The following is a 15491-nucleotide window of genomic DNA, read 5'->3' on the forward strand; positions in this document are numbered from 1 at the left end:
GGGGAAATTATGGATATTATAGGCAGTATAAACACCAGATTTTTAAGCAAAAGTGAACAGAGCAAAAATGAAATCTTCAATAAAATAGATAACATAGTAAAAGGTGGAGGCAATATAATTAGGATGAATCTATCCCATGGCAAGCATAGAGATGTAGAATGCTGTATAGATTACATAAGAAGCAATCATAAGAATGTAAAAATTCTTTTAGACTTACAGGGAAATAAGATTAGGGTAGCTAATAATATATATGGAACATTTAAAGTTAATTCTGGTGATTTAGTTTATTTTTGTTCAGAGGAAACTTATGATGTTTATCTTAAAAATATTGATAGAAATAAACTTATACCTTTAAATATAAAAAATAAGTTTATATACAATAATACTTTTAAAAAGATATATATGAAAGATGCCACTATGGAATTTATAGTAATAAGCAATAACAATGGGTTAATAAAGACTAAGGTTAAATTAGGTGGAGTAGTTAGAAAAGAAAAGGGATGTAATCTTCCTAATTTAGATAGGAAAAATTGGGGGGTAAGCGAAAAGGATTTAGAAGATATTAGATTTGCCTTAGATAATAAAGTAGATATTATAGATTATTCTTATTGTTCTTATATGGAAGAATGTAGAGAGTTTAAAAATATTGTTTTTAAAAATTTAAAGTCAAATCAATTTATTCCTAAGCTTTGGGGGAAAATTGAAACTAATGAAGGAATAAATAATATTAAAGAAGTTGCTAAAGAATTAGATGGAATAGTTATAGCAAGGGGAGATTTAACAGCAGAAATTGGAATATTAAATGTTCCTATAGTGCAAGAAAAAATATTATATGCTTTAAAAAATGAGAATAAATCAATAATAGTAGCCACAAATGTACTTTCATCTATTAGAAATAAACAAAATAAGCCTACAATAAATGAATTAAGCGATATATATCATTTTATTAGGTGTGGCGCAACAGGGTTTATGCTTACTGGAGAAACTAGTACTGGGGAAAATGAAGAGTATGTTGTTACAACCTTAAAAAATAGTATAAAATATTACGAAAAGTTATTATCAAAAATAAAAAAGAGATCAAAGAGAGTCTAAAAAGACTTTCTTTGATCTTTTATTTTAGATTTTTGTATAAGTTCATAGGATTTTATAACTATTAAGAAGCTTAAATATCCTAGTAAAGCACCTGTTAATACATCACTTGGATAGTGAACAAGCAAGTATAATCTAGAAAAAGCTATTAAAGAAGCTAAGGAATAGATATATACTCTTATATTTTTAAAATAATAAGCTAACATAAATGCTGCTGCAAAGGATGCAGAGGTATGACCAGAGGGCATAGAGTAACTACTTGGTTTAGGTATCATTATATGTAAGCTTTCATATGTTGCAAAGGGTCTAGATCTTTCTATAATATGTTTAAGAAGTCCTTCACCAAGCAGGGTGTTAACAATTAAAACAGCTAAAGTCAATAATCCTATTTTTCTATATTTTTTTGAAATTATAAGTAAGATGCTTATGGCAATCCATATAAAGCCTAAATTACCTAATGAAGTTAAGAAAATCATTATTGGATTAAGAAACTTATTTTGTATATTATTTTGTATAAAGTAAAGTATATTTATATCTATATTTTGAATAAAATGCATCTTATTGCCTCCTAAAATTAATAAATATATTTTATTACTAAATTTTTAAGAAGTCTACTATAAGTATGTAAATAAGTTTATAAAAAAAAGTAATATTATATAAAAAATATTCATTTAAAGAATTAGAGAAACAAAATATAATGTAGATGTAATAAATAAAAGGAGGTCTAATATTGAGAAAATTAGAAAAATCTCTTTTAATTATTATAAGTGCAATACTTATGATATTTCTAATAATATTTAATATAATTAAAAATGGAAACTATATTAAACGTTTAAATAATAAAAATATAGAGCTGGTTTGGTACACCATTGGAATAGAACCTGACGATATGGATAGAGTTGAAAGGGAAGTAAATAACTATTTAACTAAAAAGATAAATGCAACTATTGATATTAGATTTGTAGATTATGCAGATTTTACAAAGGTAATGAATAATAAAACTGATGAAGGAGAAATTTTTGACCTGGTATTTACATCTTCCTGGGCTAATGATTATTATCCTAATGCAAAGGAAGGAGACTTTCTTAATTTAAATAACCTGATTAAAGAGTATGGAAAGGATGTTTATAAAGCTCTTGATAAAAAATTTTGGGAGGGAGCAGCAATAGATGGTTGTATATATGCTATTCCAAACCAAAAGGAGATTTCTAGTATGCCTATGTGGGTGTTTTCTAAAGAATATGTAGAAAAATATAATATTCCTTATAAGGATATAAAAACTTTAGAAGATTTAGAACCTTGGTTAAAGTTAATTAAAGAAAATGAAGAAGGGGTAATTCCTTTTTACGTTGATGATAGTTATTCAGTTCCTATGTTTTGGGATCAATTAGCCCCTGCTTTAGGAATAAATTTAGAAAGTAATAACTTTAAGGTAGTAAATATATTTAAAACTGAAGAGATGATTAATAATTTAAAGACTATGAGAAGATATAAGGAGCTTGGATATACCAATACTAAAATTGGGAATGCTGGTGATTTTTCCACTAAAAGATTTGTAACTAAAGCTGATGGGCAGCCTTATGCTGAAAAAATATGGTCTATTAAAAGTGGAGGAGAGGTTGTTGCTACACCAATTTTAGAAAGTTATATTACAAATGGATCAGTAAATGGTTCTATGATCGCTATATCAAAAAATTCAAAAAATCCTGAAAAAGCTATGGAGTTTTTAAATCTTTTAAATACAGATAAGTATTTAAGAAATCTTATTAATTATGGAATTGAAGGAGTTCACTATGAAAAGATTTCAAATAATAAAATCAGGCTTTTAGAGGAATCTAAAAATTATATGGTTGATTACTACACTTTAGGAAATTTATTTATAACATATGTATTAGAAGATGAACCAGAAAATAAATGGGATGAATTTAAAGAGGTTAATAATAAGTCTAATGTATCTCAAGCCTTAGGATTTAAGTTTGACCCTAGTAAGGTAAGTATTGAACTAAAGTATGTAAATACTGTTCTTGAAGAGTTTACAAGAAGTTTATATACTGGATTAGTAGATACAGATGAATATGTTTCAAAGCTTATTAATAAGCTTGAAAGTGCTGGAATAGATAAAGTTAAGGAAGAATTAGAAAGACAATTAAATGATTGGAAAATAAAAAAGCAGACTTTTTAGTCTGTTTTTTTATTTAAAGATATTACCTGAATATTATCTATAACTGTAATGGTTCCAGTTTCTATCATAGGCTCAATGATTTCTATTAATTCATTTATTTTTTCCTTACTTTCAATAACTTCTATGACTATAGGTAAGTTTCTAGCAAGTATTTCAATAAAATCAGAATGTATTTTATGATGGCTATCTAAGCCTTCAATTCCTCTTATTACAGTTGCCCCCAAGATATTTTCTTTTTTTAGTACTTTTAATATCTCTAAGTAAAGTGGCTCACCATTATACTTATCAGATTCATCAATAAATATTTTTAAAAAGCTACCTTTAAATTCATTTCTCATAAAAGATTCCTCCTAAAAATTAAAATAATATCCTAGCAAGTTTTTGTCCTATTACAACAAATAATAAACTACAACCTAAGTTTAAGATTATATTTTCTATTCCTAAAGTTATATTGCCATTAGTTAACATACTAATTGTTTCATAGGAAAAAGTAGAGAATGTAGTAAGTCCTCCCATAATACCAGTAGTTAAAAAAAGTTTCATATTAGATGAGATTAATGCACTATCCATACTGAATTCCATAATGAAACCTATTAAAAGAGCACCTAAAATATTTGCAATTAGAGTACCATATGGAAAGTTTCCTCCAAAATTTTTGGCTGCAAAAATTGAAATAAGATATCTCAAGGATGCACCTAAAAATCCACCCAGTCCTACTATTAAAGCAAGTAAAAGTTTTTGCATTTTAATTATCTCCTTAAATATTATTATAAATATACTTTTTTATAATGTTAACAAATTTTGAATAAAAAGTAAAAGTATAATTCTACAGAATAATAAGTCTAATTAAAAATATATCATACATTTTAATCATATATGATTAGAGAAAGAATAAAAATATTCAAAATGTAATAGTTATATTACAAAAATTTCAAACTTTTTAAAATATTTAAAAAGTTAACAGAATATATATATAAATCTTTTAATGTTAAAAACCCTTGAAATGTAGTAAAATAGCCTGTTTGACACATTAATACAGGACTTTTTTGTAATGTTGACTTTTTTACTGTTATGTTATAAATTAACTATAGAAACTTTAATTTACTTAAAGCTTCTCAAACAAAATACTAAAAAAAATATATGATTATCATATTAATTTTAATTAAATTTGATAAAGTATATGATTATTGTAAACGTTTGTTTAGTCTTTGAGATTAAGGGATCTAAATGGTATAAAAATAGTAATATGAGGGGGAAAAAAAATGCTTAGACACAAAAAATTATTAGCATTAATTTTAGGAGGAGTAATGACTACATCTGTAATGCTTACAGGATGTGGATCAAGTGACAAAAAAGCAGAGGGAGGAGCAGCAAGTGAGGAGCCAGTTAACTTAGTATGGTATGTAATAGGTAAACCTCAAACAGATGGAGAATTAGTAGAAGAGGAAGTAAATAAATATATAAAAGATAAAATAAATGCTACTGTAGACATAAAACATATTGACTTTGGTGATTACAGCCAAAAAATGAATGTAATAGCTAACTCAGGAGAAGAATATGATTTAGCATTTACATGTTCATGGGCTTTCCCATATTTAGAAAATGCTAGAAAAGGTGCTTTCCTTGAATTAAATGACTTATTAGATAAAGAGGGAGCAGACCTTAAAGGGGTTATAGATGAAAGACTTTGGAAAGGTGCTGAGGTTGATGGAAAAATATATGGAGTTCCAAACCAAAAAGAAATAGCAGGAGCACCTATGTGGGTATTTGATAAGGAGCTTGTTGAAAAATATGATATTCCATATCAAGATTTACACTCAGTAGAAGATTTAGAACCATGGTTACAAATAATAAAAGAAAAGGAACCAGATTTTGTACCATTCTATACTCAAGGGGATTCAATTCCATTAGAGTTTGATGAAATAATGAGACCATTAGGAATATTCTACAATGATGATACTTTAACAGTACAAAATATGTATGAGACAGAAGAAATGAAGTCTATGATGACTAAATTAAGAGAATACTATGAAAAAGGATATATAAATCAAGATGCAGCAGTTAATAATATGAAAAATGAAGTTAAGAGATTTATGTGGAAAGCTGATGGACAACCATATGCAGAAAATGGATGGGGACAAGCTTTAGGTAGAGAAGTTGTAACATCATCAATAATCCCTCCATATGTTACAAATAACTCAACAACTGGAGCTATGACTGCTATATCAGCAACATCTAAGCATCCTGAAAAAGCTATGGAGCTTATAAACTTAGTAAATACTGACTCTACATTAAGAAACCTATTAATGTTTGGAATAGAGGGAACTCACTATGAAAAAGTTAGTGACAATCAAATAAAGAGAGATCCAAATGGACCATATAGTGTTACAAGTTGGGCTTACGGAAACTTATTTGATACTTACGTTTTAGATAGTGACCCAGCAGATAAATGGGATGCTTTTGAAGAATTTAACCAAGGTGCTAAGACTTCACCAATCTTAGGATTTAAGTTCAATACAGAGCCAGTTACAACTCAAATATCAGCAGTTAATAACGTATTACAAGAGTTTGAAAGAACTTTATACTCAGGTTCAGTAGATCCAGTAAAAGGATTAGATGACTTAAATAAAAAGTTAGCTGCATCTGGATTAGATGACATAAAAGCTGAAATGCAAAAACAATTAGATGAATGGAAAGCTTCTAATAAATAATAAATTTTAAATATAAAAAGAGTGGTTTTAAGCCACTCTTTTTTATTTTTTTTAATAAATTCAATCTGTTTTAATAAGAGTTAATATCATTTTAGAAGAGAGTAAAATATTAAAAAATAAATTTAATTAAGAAAATACTTAATTAGATATTGAATTTCTAGAAAAATAGGAGTAGAATTTAATTAAGGAAATGCTTAATTAAAAATAAGAGGTGGCTTATGGAAGATAAAATAAAAATATTTAAAGCACTAGGAGATGAAACTAGAATAAATATACTACATCTCATAAATAAAAGATCTATGTGTGCAAAGGGAATAGCTAGAGAACTTAGCATTTCAGAATCTGCTGTTTCTCAACAAATAAAAATATTAAAAGATGCAAATCTCGTAATTGGATATAAAATAGGTTATCACATTGTTTATGATTTAAATATAGAGCAGTTAGAAAGCATTAATATCTTAATTAATTATATCGTAAATAATGATAATAATATAAAAACAAAAGAAAATATCTATGAAAAATGTAATAAGATATGTAAACATGCTAAATGCATAAATAATAAAAATTTGAAGGAGGAAAATATAATGAGAATTTGTTTCCCAGTTAAAAATAATGAAGGAGTTAAAAGTGTACCATATGGTCATTTTGGTACTGCTCCAACTTTCGTAATATGTGATTTAGAAAAAGATGAAGTAACTACTGTAGGCAATGGTGATTTAGGTCATGAACATGGAAAATGTCAACCAATAAAAGCTTTATCAGGTGAAGTTGTAGATGCTGTAGTTGTTGGTGGAATTGGTGCTGGTGCTATAAGTAAATTAAATTCTATGGGAATTAAAGTTTACAAAGCTATTGAAGGAGATATAGAAGCTAATTTAGAAGCATTAAAAAAAGGTGAATTAAAAGAGTTCTCAAGCACACATACATGTAATCATGATGGATGCAGTCATTAATAAAGAAAAAGCGAGTTCTTTTTATTATTTAGAATAAAATATTTATAAGAAAAATACTAAAAAGGTATTACATTTTAAAGATGTAGTACCTTTTTTATTTAAAAAAATTAATTTAAACATTAATAATTTTTTAAAAGGTTTATTATACAGAGAAGGTAAGTATTATTAAGTATATGTATTTTTAAAAATTATTTAATGTGGAGGATTAAAATTGGATATTGAGAAGTTTTTAAGGGAGATTAGAGAAAAAATAATTAATTATAGAAGGGATTTTCATAAATATCCTGAAATTGCATGGAAAGAATTTAGAACATCTTCTTTAATTGGAAAATATTTAAGAGAAATGGGTTATGAAATAAAAATAGGAAAAGAAATAATAAGTGAAGAGCATAGGTTAGATGTACCAAACGAACTTGATTTAAAGAAAAGTTATGAAAAATCCTTAAATCAAGGTGCCTATAAAGAATTAAGTGATTATATGATTGGGGGATACACTGGAGTAGTTGGGATTTTACAAAATGGAGAGGGTCCAACTATTGCTTTAAGATTTGATATAGATGGAGTAAAAGTACTTGAATGTGAAAATAATGAGCATTTTCCTTTTAAAAATGGTTTTTCTTCTTTAAATAGAGGTATTATGCATGCTTGTGGACATGATGGTCATATAGCTATTGGTCTTGGAGTTGCAGAAGGGATTATTAGATTTAAGGAATATTTTAATGGAACAATAAAGCTTATTTTTCAACCTGGAGAAGAAAGCGTCTGCGGTGGAAATCCAATGGCTCAATCAGGAATCTTAGATGATGTAGATTATTTATTAAGTGGTCACATAGGAATAAAGGCAAGGAAATCAGGAGAAATAATCTGTGGAACAAAGGGATTTTTAGCAACATCTAAAATTAATGCTGAATTTACAGGGAAGTCTTCCCATGCCGCAGTTGCACCTGAAAAAGGGCATAATGCTTTGCTTTCTGCATCTACAGCAGTATTAAACTTAGATGCTATACCAAGAAATGGTGAAGGCATAACAAGAATAAATGTAGGAAAGTTAATTGCAGGGAGTGGTAGAAATGTAATTCCTGGAAAAGCTTTTATGGAAGTAGAGACTAGAGGAGAAACTACAGAATTAAATGAATATATGGAAAGTTATGCAACTAGAATTCTAAAAGCTTCTGCAGATATGCATGATAATCATGTGAAAATATCCTGTTTAGGAAGATCCATAAGTGGTAGTAGTGATAGAGAGTTAATTGATATTATTAAATGGGAGGCAAAAAATATAAAGGGATATAACAATGTAATAGATGAAGAAGACTTTGGTGCTAGTGAAGATATATGTTATATGATGAAAAGAGTACAGAAAAATGGAGGAAAAGCATCTTATATAATGTTTGGAAGTGAGTTAAAGGATGAACATCATTCTATTAGGTTTGATTTTAATGAAGAAGATCTGTTTCCAGCAATAAATTTATATTTAAGAGTAGTAATGAATCTTTGCAATAAAAAATAATAAAATTTTTAAAAGATGAATTATATTTAATAATTATTCTATGTATATATGGGATTATATCAAAATAACTTTTTATAAAACTTACAAACATATTCCGAGAATTACTAGATTTTAAGTGAAAGTCCAAATTTTTAATTTGGATTCTTGAACTTATGCAATTGAACTTTGTGAGATTGTATTCCTAAGAAATTAACAGTCTCAGCTTTTTAACGTGATATTTTCTACGTAATAATTTAAATTCTAAAGCTTATCTAGATATTCTCTTCATACTGTTTGTAAGTTTTATTGTTATATTTTGATAAAGCCCTTTTATAGAGTGGATAATAAATCATCTATGATCATATTTCCACCTAATTTATAATCATATGTAGAATTAGTATTTAAAGACTTTAAGAAGCTCCAAGAAGCATTCCAAAGCTTAACTACAAAAAGGTAATTTTCTAATTTTTCCATTAATTCATAAGAGTAGTAGCCAAAATAACTTTTTATTAAAAAATATCTCTTTTTTTCATCAAGCATCCAAGATACAGTAGCTAAATCAAAAAATATATCACACATAGCAGAAAATTCAAAATCAATAAAAAGAACATTTTTATTATGATATAGTACATTTGAAGAATTTAAATCGTTATGACAAAGGCCAAGAGTCATATTTTTGCTTAATTTTTCTTCAAGAATATTTAATTTATTTAAGACTAAATCAATGCCTTCATGAAAATTAAAGTTTTTAGATTTTAAAATATGAAAATTTTTTCTTATATGTTCAAAAGGGTTAAAAATATGTTCACACTTAAGAATATGTAGTTTTTTTAAATTAATTGAGAGTTTTTCAAGGAATTCTAAAGATGTAAATGTACTCATATTTACCTTTGAATCTTCTAAAAATTTGCTTATTAGTATTCCATTATCCTTATTATGATATATAATAGGGGGGGATAGCTTGTTCAAATTAGCAAATATTAAAACAAAATTTTCCTCTGAAAAATTATTTTTATTATCTTTACTAGGTATTCTTAAAACATATTTATTATTTTCACACTCTAATAAATAATTTGAGTTATTAAGACCGCCTAGTTTGGTTATCTTATGATTTTTCATTTTGTTAGTCATCTTAATCTCCTTATATTCTAATGAAAATATTATATCAAAAAATAAGAAGGGATGGAAAAGGATAATGTTAAATGAGGTGTTAAAAGGAATAGAAGGTTTAGATAATGACATGATTTTAAAAGCTAAAAATAGAGTAGATTCTTTAGCTAAACCTTTAGGAAGTTTAGGGAAGTTAGAAGATATAGCCATAAGGTTATCTGGAATAACTGGGAATATGTTTAATAATATTGATAAAAAGTGTGTGATTATAATGTCTTCTGACAATGGAGTTGAAGAAGAAGGAGTAGCCTCAGCACCTCAATGTGTAACCTTACTTCAAACAAAAAACTTTATAAAAGGTACTACGGGAGTAGCTACATTGGCAAAATCTAATGGAACAGATTTAATGGTTTTTGATGTGGGAATTAATTCAGATGAAGTTGTAGAAGGAGTTATAAATAGAAAGATATCAAAGGGAACTAAAAATATTTATAAGGAACCAGCTATGACTTATGAAGAAGCTAAAAAATCCTTAGAAATCGGAATAGAAGCTGTAAAAATAGCTAAGGAAAAGGGATATAAAATACTTGGAGTAGGTGAAATGGGAATAGGAAATACCACTACTTCAGCAGCAGTATTAAAAGCTCTTATTGGGTGTGAAACTTCTCAAGTAGTAGGAAAAGGTGGCGGAATAAATAATGCTTCTTTTGAAAAGAAAAAAAGAATTGTAGAAGAAGTGGTTAAAAAACATAATATTAATTTTGATGATCCTATTGATATTATTTCAAAGGTTGGAGGATATGATATTGGAGCAATGACAGGTGTATTTTTAGGAGCAGCTTTCTATAGAATCCCTGTAGTGATAGATGGATTTATATCCGTTGTGGCAGCTCTTTTAGCTAATAGATTAAATCCTTTAGTTAAAGAATTTTGTTTTACTTCTCATAAATCACAGGAAATAGGATATGAGTTAGCTATAAAAGAGTTAGGTTTAGATCCTATGTTAGATTTAAATATGAGATTAGGAGAAGGAAGTGGATGCCCAATAGCTTTCTCAGTAATTGATTTTGCAACAGCCATGATGAATAATATGGCAACCTTTGAAGAAGGAAATATAGATAACAGCTATTTAGAAGATGTAAAGGATGAAGAATGTTATATTGTTCTTTAAAACTTTAAAAATATTATAGGAGTTAATTTAATTAGTTATGATAGTTTTAATTATTGGAGGCGCTAAGAGTAGCAAATCTTCTTATGCTGAATTTTATAGTAGTAATCTTTCAAAAAAAGGAAAAGGGAAGCTTTATTACTTAGCTACTATGAACCCTTATGATTCAGAGGATTTAAAGAGAATAGAAAATCATTTGAAGAATAGAGAAAAATATGATTTTAAAACCATTGAAAAACATAGAAATTTAAATGAGATATTTTATAAATTTTCTAAGGAAGATACTGTTTTACTAGACAGTTTAACCTCTTTAGTTACTAATGAGATGTTTGTAGGAAAAGAATTTAATGAAAGTGTACATAGTAATATTTTAAAGGACATAAAGAGACTAGGAACTAAGGTTTCTAATTTAGTAATAGTTTCAGATTATGTTTTTAGTGATGGAATTAAATATGATTCTTATACTGAGTCTTTTAAAAGAGAATTAGGCAAAATAAATTGTGAATTAGCTTCCTTCTCAGATGTGGTTATAGAAGCTTCCTTTGGAAACTTAATATTTCATAAAGGAGAGGAGGTTTTAGAAGATGAAAATTTTTTATAAGGCTATAAATATGACCTTAAGCATGTTTACAGTTATTCCATTGCCTAAATATGAATGGGATGACAGGGCTGCAAAACATATAATGAAGCTTTATCCTTTCATAGGGTTAATTATAGGAGCACTTTGGTATTTAAGTTTTTTTGTATTAAGTAAGCTAAATGTACCAATTATGCTTATGGCAGCTCTTATTTTAACGGTGCCATATATTTTAACTGGATTCTTACACTTAGATGGTTTTATGGATGTTTCTGACGCACTTCTTTCTAGAAGAGATAAGGAGACAAAGCTTAGAATTTTAAAGGATTCTACAGTTGGAGCTTTTTCAGTTATTTCTGTAGTTTTATTACTATTAGTAGAATTTGCTGGAATGTTTACTGTTTTAAATAAAAATTTAGATATGAGAATATTAATATTTATACCAATAGCATCAAGGGCAATAAATGGATACTTTATTGTAAGTCAAGAGATGCTTGGACAAAGTTCTCTAGCAAAATTTTTTAAAGAAGGAACTGGAAAAGTAGATGAAATAATTTTACTAGGAATATATGTATTAGTTGCATTAATAACGTTTTTCACCTTAGGAATAAATTATTTAATAGCTATTTTAGCAATGGGACTTATTTCTTTTATTTTACTTTTAAAAGTAAAAAAAGAATTAGGAGGAATAAATGGAGATGTTGCAGGATACATTCTTGTTCTTATGGAGTTTACAGGAATTTTACTTTTAGGAATTATTTAAGGAGGAGAAGCTTTTGAAACTTTTATTTGGCGGTGCCTATAATGGAAAACTAAGGTATGTAAGAGAAAAGTTAGGCATAAATGAAGAGGAAATATTTTATTGCAAAGAAGATTCTATAGACTTTTCTAAAAAGGTTATTAGTGGAATAGATAGATTAATTTATTTTAATGCCTTACAAGGAAAAGAGTCTTTAAGCTTTTTTAAGGAAAAAAAAGAATTATTAAAAGATAAAATTTTAATTTGTGATGAAATATCTTCAGGAATAGTTCCTTTAAAGAAAGAGGAAAGATTATGGAGAGAAGAGACTGGAAAAGTTCTTCAGTTTTTATCAAAGGAAAGTGAAGAAGTTTATAGAATATTTTTTGGAATAGGAACAAGATTAAAGGGTGAATAATAAGATGATAATTTATTTAATTAGACATGGGAAGACTTATTGCAATGAGAATAAACTTTATTGTGGAATAAGTGATGTGCCTTTAAGTGAGGAAGGAAAAAAAGAGTTAGAGGAAAAAAGAAAGAGTGTGAGTTTGCCAATATGTAAGAGAAATTTTACAAGTGGAGCAAAAAGAGCTAATGAAACATTTAATATTTTATATCCAAATAAGAAGTATGAAGTCATAAAGGAATTTGGTGAGTATAATTTTGGAGATTTTGAACTAAAGTCTTATGAAATGCTAAAGGAAGACAAGGAATATTTAGACTGGATCTTAGATGAAAGCAAGGAAGTTTCATGTCCTAATGGTGAATCAAGAAGGGATTTTGAAAAGAGAATGAAAAAAGCATTTTTAAAATTACTTCTAACCCTTAAGAAAGAGGGAGAAGAGGAAGCTTTAATAGTATGTCATGGAGGAAGTATAGCTTGTATTTTAGAACTCTTTGAAAAGGATAAATTAGACTTCTATACTTATCAACCTAAGTGTGGAGGAGGATATAAGTTAAAAGTTGAACAGGATATCAATAACTTAAAAGGAGATTTTTCAAGTCTAGAGTTTGAAAAAGACATAACAGATAATTTAAGACTAGAAATAATAGAAAGGTTTTAGAAATGATAAAAATTATAATAGGATATGTTTTAGACCTAATAATAGGAGATCCTAATAATCCATATCACCCTATTAGATATATAGGAAAACTAGCATCTAATATGGAAAAGCTTTGGAGAAAGGTTTTCAAGAAAAATCTTAAGATTGCAGGCTTCTTTGCTTGGCTTTTTATAGTTTTCATAACCTTTGGAGTAACTTTAGGAATTGTACATATTGCTAATAAGATTAATCCTATTTTAGGAACCATAGTATCTGGAATACTTATTTATTTTTGTATTTCTGCTAAGGGACTTAAAGTTGAAGGACTTAAAGTAATTAAGATTTTAAAAGAAGGAGATATTGTTAAGGCTAGAAAACAATTATCTTATATTGTAGGAAGAGATACTGAAAATCTAGATGAAGAAGCTATAGTTAGAGCTGTAGTGGAAACTGTAGCAGAAAATATGTCAGATGGTATTATAGCACCTTTACTTTTTGCAGGAATTGGGGGAGCACCTTTAGCTTTCTTATATAAAGCAGTAAATACATGTGATTCAATGTTTGGATATAAAAATGATAAATATAAGGATTTTGGATTTTTCTCAGCTAAGCTTGATGATGTGTTTAATTATATTCCAGCTAGATTAACAGCTTATCTTATAGTAATCTCTTCTTTTATTTTAAGACTTAATTGCAAAGACAGTTTTAAAATATACAAAAGAGATAGATATAATCATTCAAGTCCTAACAGTGCTCATCCAGAAGCAGCTGTTGCAGGGGCTTTAGGAATAAGACTTGGAGGAGCAAATTACTATTTTGGAAAGCTTGTAGAAAAACCAACCATAGGAGATGCTAAAAAGAAAATAGAAATTTCAGATGTTTATAAGACTAATAATATATTAGGAATGGTTTCTTTTTTAGGAATGGTAGTAGCACTTATTATTAGATGTATTTTAGAGGTGATTATATGAATTTAGGACATGGTGGTAATGTAGAAGAAATTAAGAGGATTTATGGCTTAAAAGAAAATAAAATTATTGATTTTTCAGCTAATATAAACCCCCTAGGAATCTCTGAAAGAGTAAAAGAGGCTATGGTAAGAGGAATAAATTCTATAGAGAGATATCCAGATATAACTTATTATGAGCTTAAAAAAGAAATTTCAAACTTTGAAAAGGTAGCTTTAGAAAATATAGTTCTAGGAAATGGTGCAGCAGAGGTTATTTTTAATATAGTAAGAGGAATAAAACCTAAAAAGGCCCTTATAGTAGCACCAACCTTTTCAGAGTATGAGGATGCTTTAAATTCTGTTGAGTGTGAAGTTAACCATTATATATTAAAAGATAATTATTCAGTAGATAATGGATTTTTAGAAGAAATCAAGGAAGAATTAGATATTATATTTTTATGCAATCCCAATAATCCTACAGGTGCTTTAATAGAAAAAGATTTTTCATTAAAAGTATTGGAAAAAGCAAAAAAAATGAATATTACAGTTGTTTTTGATGAATCTTTCTTAGACTTTGTTGAAGATAATTATAGATACTCTCTTATTAAAGAACTTGATAATTTCCAAAATTTAATTATAGTAAAATCTTTAACTAAATTATTTGCCTTTCCTGGAATAAGATTAGGTTATGGATTAAGTTCTAATAATAATTTTATAGAAAAAATAAATTCAGTAGGAACTCCTTGGAGTGTAAATACCGTAGCAGACTATGCAGGAAGAGAAGCATTAAAAGATGTTAAGTATATTAAAAACAGCGTAGCTTACATAAAAAAAGAAAATGAATTTTTATATAATGGCCTAGAAAATTTTAAAGATATTACTACTTTTAAAGGTGCAGTAAATTTTATATTTTTTAAATTGAATAAAAATATAAATTTAAGAGAAGAATTAATTAGAAGAGGTATTATAATAAGAAGTTGTAGTAATTATATTGGCTTAGACCATAGCTTCTATAGGGTGGCAGTTAGAACAAGGGAAGAAAACAAAAAGCTTTTAGAAGAACTTTCAAAGGTTTTAAAATAAGCCTTATACTATTACTTTTATTATTAATAGGTTTTATATTAAATTAAGAAGTTTGACAATGATAAAATATAATAATATAATCAAGTTGATTAACTAATAATTGGTGTGATTTTCGCTTAATAGGGAATGAAGTTAAAGTCTTCAACTACCTCAGTAACCGTGAAGCAGACAAAATCTCAATATGTCACTGCATTTTTTGTGTGGGAAGACGAGATGGAGGAAGAAGCAAAGTCGGGATACCTGCCTTTTATTTAAGTACTATTATCTTCTGAGGGTAGGATAATAGGGTGCGTATGATTTAAATATGCTTAACATACCTTCTTAAAATGGTATGTTTTTTTATTTTATACGTATTAATTTAAGCCTCAAATATTTTAATTGTTAAGTTTTATGAA

At 27.4% G+C, this 15491-nt stretch carries 16 protein-coding genes and 1 riboswitch; of the genes, 12 read left to right on the forward strand and 4 right to left on the reverse strand.

All coding sequences use genetic code 11. The annotated features are described in order from the left end of the window. Positions 1 to 9 precede the first annotated feature (9 nt). Positions 10 to 1092 carry a pyruvate kinase gene (locus tag GOM42_RS06430; protein WP_011590647.1) on the forward strand — a complete coding sequence of 361 codons (1083 nt, stop codon included), beginning with the start codon at positions 10 to 12 and terminating at the stop codon, positions 1090 to 1092. Here the strand turns inward: GOM42_RS06430 and GOM42_RS06435 are convergent. Further along, positions 1089 to 1646 carry a phosphatase PAP2 family protein gene (locus GOM42_RS06435; RefSeq protein WP_003448881.1) on the reverse strand — a complete coding sequence of 186 codons (558 nt, stop codon included), beginning with the start codon at positions 1644 to 1646 and terminating at the stop codon, positions 1089 to 1091. The two genes, GOM42_RS06430 and GOM42_RS06435, sit on opposite strands and share 4 nt — an antisense overlap. 173 nt (positions 1647 to 1819) lie before the next feature. Between GOM42_RS06435 and GOM42_RS06440 the strand changes: the two genes are divergently transcribed. Further along, a complete protein-coding gene (locus GOM42_RS06440) occupies positions 1820 to 3271 on the forward strand; it encodes an ABC transporter substrate-binding protein (protein WP_041702658.1) in 1452 nt (483 codons plus the stop codon). On the opposite strand, the gene GOM42_RS06445 is transcribed toward GOM42_RS06440, so the two are convergent. After that, a complete protein-coding gene (locus GOM42_RS06445; RefSeq protein ID WP_003476035.1) occupies positions 3268 to 3609 on the reverse strand; it encodes a DUF190 domain-containing protein in 342 nt (113 codons plus the stop codon). The two genes, GOM42_RS06440 and GOM42_RS06445, sit on opposite strands and share 4 nt — an antisense overlap. Positions 3610 to 3628: 19 nt before the next feature. Further along, positions 3629 to 4015, reverse strand: a complete 387-nt coding sequence (crcB, locus tag GOM42_RS06450; RefSeq protein WP_003458613.1) for a fluoride efflux transporter CrcB — start codon at positions 4013 to 4015, stop codon at positions 3629 to 3631. 518 nt (positions 4016 to 4533) lie between these two features. On the opposite strand from crcB, the gene GOM42_RS06455 reads away from it, so the two are divergent. The 3 genes from GOM42_RS06455 (at position 4534) to GOM42_RS06470 (ending at position 8445) form a co-directional block, all read left to right on the forward strand. Beyond that, positions 4534 to 5982, forward strand: a complete 1449-nt coding sequence (locus GOM42_RS06455; protein ID WP_003458586.1) for an ABC transporter substrate-binding protein — start codon at positions 4534 to 4536, stop codon at positions 5980 to 5982. A 218-nt stretch (positions 5983 to 6200) separates the two neighbouring features. After that, positions 6201 to 6935: a metalloregulator ArsR/SmtB family transcription factor gene (locus GOM42_RS15715; RefSeq protein ID WP_011590650.1), complete on the forward strand. Its 735-nt coding sequence runs from the start codon at positions 6201 to 6203 to the stop codon at positions 6933 to 6935. 211 nt (positions 6936 to 7146) lie between these two features. Next, positions 7147 to 8445: a M20 family metallo-hydrolase gene (locus GOM42_RS06470; protein ID WP_011590651.1), complete on the forward strand. Its 1299-nt coding sequence runs from the start codon at positions 7147 to 7149 to the stop codon at positions 8443 to 8445. A 309-nt stretch (positions 8446 to 8754) separates the two neighbouring features. Here GOM42_RS06470 and GOM42_RS06475 read toward each other — a convergent pair whose 3' ends face one another. Continuing rightward, positions 8755 to 9555, reverse strand: coding sequence for a choline/ethanolamine kinase family protein (locus GOM42_RS06475; protein WP_011010189.1), 801 nt, complete (start codon positions 9553 to 9555; stop codon positions 8755 to 8757). 64 nt (positions 9556 to 9619) lie between these two features. Here GOM42_RS06475 and cobT point away from each other — a divergent pair, with 64 nt between their 5' ends. Genes cobT through cobD form a run of 7 tightly spaced genes read left to right on the forward strand, consistent with a single transcriptional unit; the run spans position 9620 to position 15096 of the window. Continuing rightward, a complete protein-coding gene (gene cobT / locus GOM42_RS06480; protein WP_011590652.1) occupies positions 9620 to 10705 on the forward strand; it encodes a nicotinate-nucleotide--dimethylbenzimidazole phosphoribosyltransferase in 1086 nt (361 codons plus the stop codon). 37 nt (positions 10706 to 10742) lie between these two features. Next, positions 10743 to 11303, forward strand: coding sequence for a bifunctional adenosylcobinamide kinase/adenosylcobinamide-phosphate guanylyltransferase (locus GOM42_RS06485; protein WP_011590653.1), 561 nt, complete (start codon positions 10743 to 10745; stop codon positions 11301 to 11303). Beyond that, the gene (locus GOM42_RS06490; protein ID WP_003481152.1) at positions 11287 to 12042 is read left to right on the forward strand and encodes an adenosylcobinamide-GDP ribazoletransferase; all 756 of its coding nucleotides are present in this window, start codon (positions 11287 to 11289) and stop codon (positions 12040 to 12042) included. The genes GOM42_RS06485 and GOM42_RS06490 overlap by 17 nt, the downstream gene beginning before the upstream one ends. Positions 12043 to 12055: 13 nt before the next feature. Further along, positions 12056 to 12436: a bifunctional adenosylcobinamide kinase/adenosylcobinamide-phosphate guanylyltransferase gene (locus tag GOM42_RS06495; protein ID WP_003448817.1), complete on the forward strand. Its 381-nt coding sequence runs from the start codon at positions 12056 to 12058 to the stop codon at positions 12434 to 12436. A gap of 4 nt (positions 12437 to 12440) precedes the next feature. Then, the gene (locus GOM42_RS06500; protein ID WP_011590655.1) at positions 12441 to 13085 is read left to right on the forward strand and encodes a histidine phosphatase family protein; all 645 of its coding nucleotides are present in this window, start codon (positions 12441 to 12443) and stop codon (positions 13083 to 13085) included. A gap of 2 nt (positions 13086 to 13087) precedes the next feature. Then, positions 13088 to 14035: an adenosylcobinamide-phosphate synthase CbiB gene (gene cbiB, locus GOM42_RS06505; protein ID WP_011590656.1), complete on the forward strand. Its 948-nt coding sequence runs from the start codon at positions 13088 to 13090 to the stop codon at positions 14033 to 14035. After that, the gene (gene cobD / locus GOM42_RS06510; protein WP_011590657.1) at positions 14032 to 15096 is read left to right on the forward strand and encodes a threonine-phosphate decarboxylase CobD; all 1065 of its coding nucleotides are present in this window, start codon (positions 14032 to 14034) and stop codon (positions 15094 to 15096) included. Before cbiB ends, cobD begins: the two co-directional genes overlap by 4 nt. An 84-nt stretch (positions 15097 to 15180) precedes the next feature. Further along, positions 15181 to 15359, forward strand: a riboswitch (cobalamin riboswitch). Positions 15360 to 15491: the final 132 nt, after the last annotated feature.

It is taken from the genome of Clostridium sp. 16K-1-R1 (genome assembly GCF_023921145.1).
GTDB lineage: Bacteria > Bacillota > Clostridia > Clostridiales > Clostridiaceae > Sarcina > Sarcina perfringens.

Coding starts and splice junctions, on each gene's coding strand:
- GOM42_RS06430 (WP_011590647.1), top strand. CDS start 10: ATGGATATTATAGGCAGTATAAACACCAGATTTTTAAGCAAAAGTGAA.
- GOM42_RS06435 (WP_003448881.1), bottom strand. CDS start 1,646: ATGCATTTTATTCAAAATATAGATATAAATATACTTTACTTTATACAA.
- GOM42_RS06445 (WP_003476035.1), bottom strand. CDS start 3,609: ATGAGAAATGAATTTAAAGGTAGCTTTTTAAAAATATTTATTGATGAA.
- crcB (WP_003458613.1), bottom strand. CDS start 4,015: ATGCAAAAACTTTTACTTGCTTTAATAGTAGGACTGGGTGGATTTTTA.
- GOM42_RS06455 (WP_003458586.1), top strand. CDS start 4,534: ATGCTTAGACACAAAAAATTATTAGCATTAATTTTAGGAGGAGTAATG.
- GOM42_RS15715 (WP_011590650.1), top strand. CDS start 6,201: ATGGAAGATAAAATAAAAATATTTAAAGCACTAGGAGATGAAACTAGA.
- GOM42_RS06475 (WP_011010189.1), bottom strand. CDS start 9,555: ATGACTAACAAAATGAAAAATCATAAGATAACCAAACTAGGCGGTCTT.
- cobT (WP_011590652.1), top strand. CDS start 9,620: ATGTTAAATGAGGTGTTAAAAGGAATAGAAGGTTTAGATAATGACATG.
- GOM42_RS06485 (WP_011590653.1), top strand. CDS start 10,743: ATGATAGTTTTAATTATTGGAGGCGCTAAGAGTAGCAAATCTTCTTAT.
- GOM42_RS06490 (WP_003481152.1), top strand. CDS start 11,287: ATGAAAATTTTTTATAAGGCTATAAATATGACCTTAAGCATGTTTACA.
- GOM42_RS06500 (WP_011590655.1), top strand. CDS start 12,441: ATGATAATTTATTTAATTAGACATGGGAAGACTTATTGCAATGAGAAT.
- cbiB (WP_011590656.1), top strand. CDS start 13,088: ATGATAAAAATTATAATAGGATATGTTTTAGACCTAATAATAGGAGAT.
- cobD (WP_011590657.1), top strand. CDS start 14,032: ATGAATTTAGGACATGGTGGTAATGTAGAAGAAATTAAGAGGATTTAT.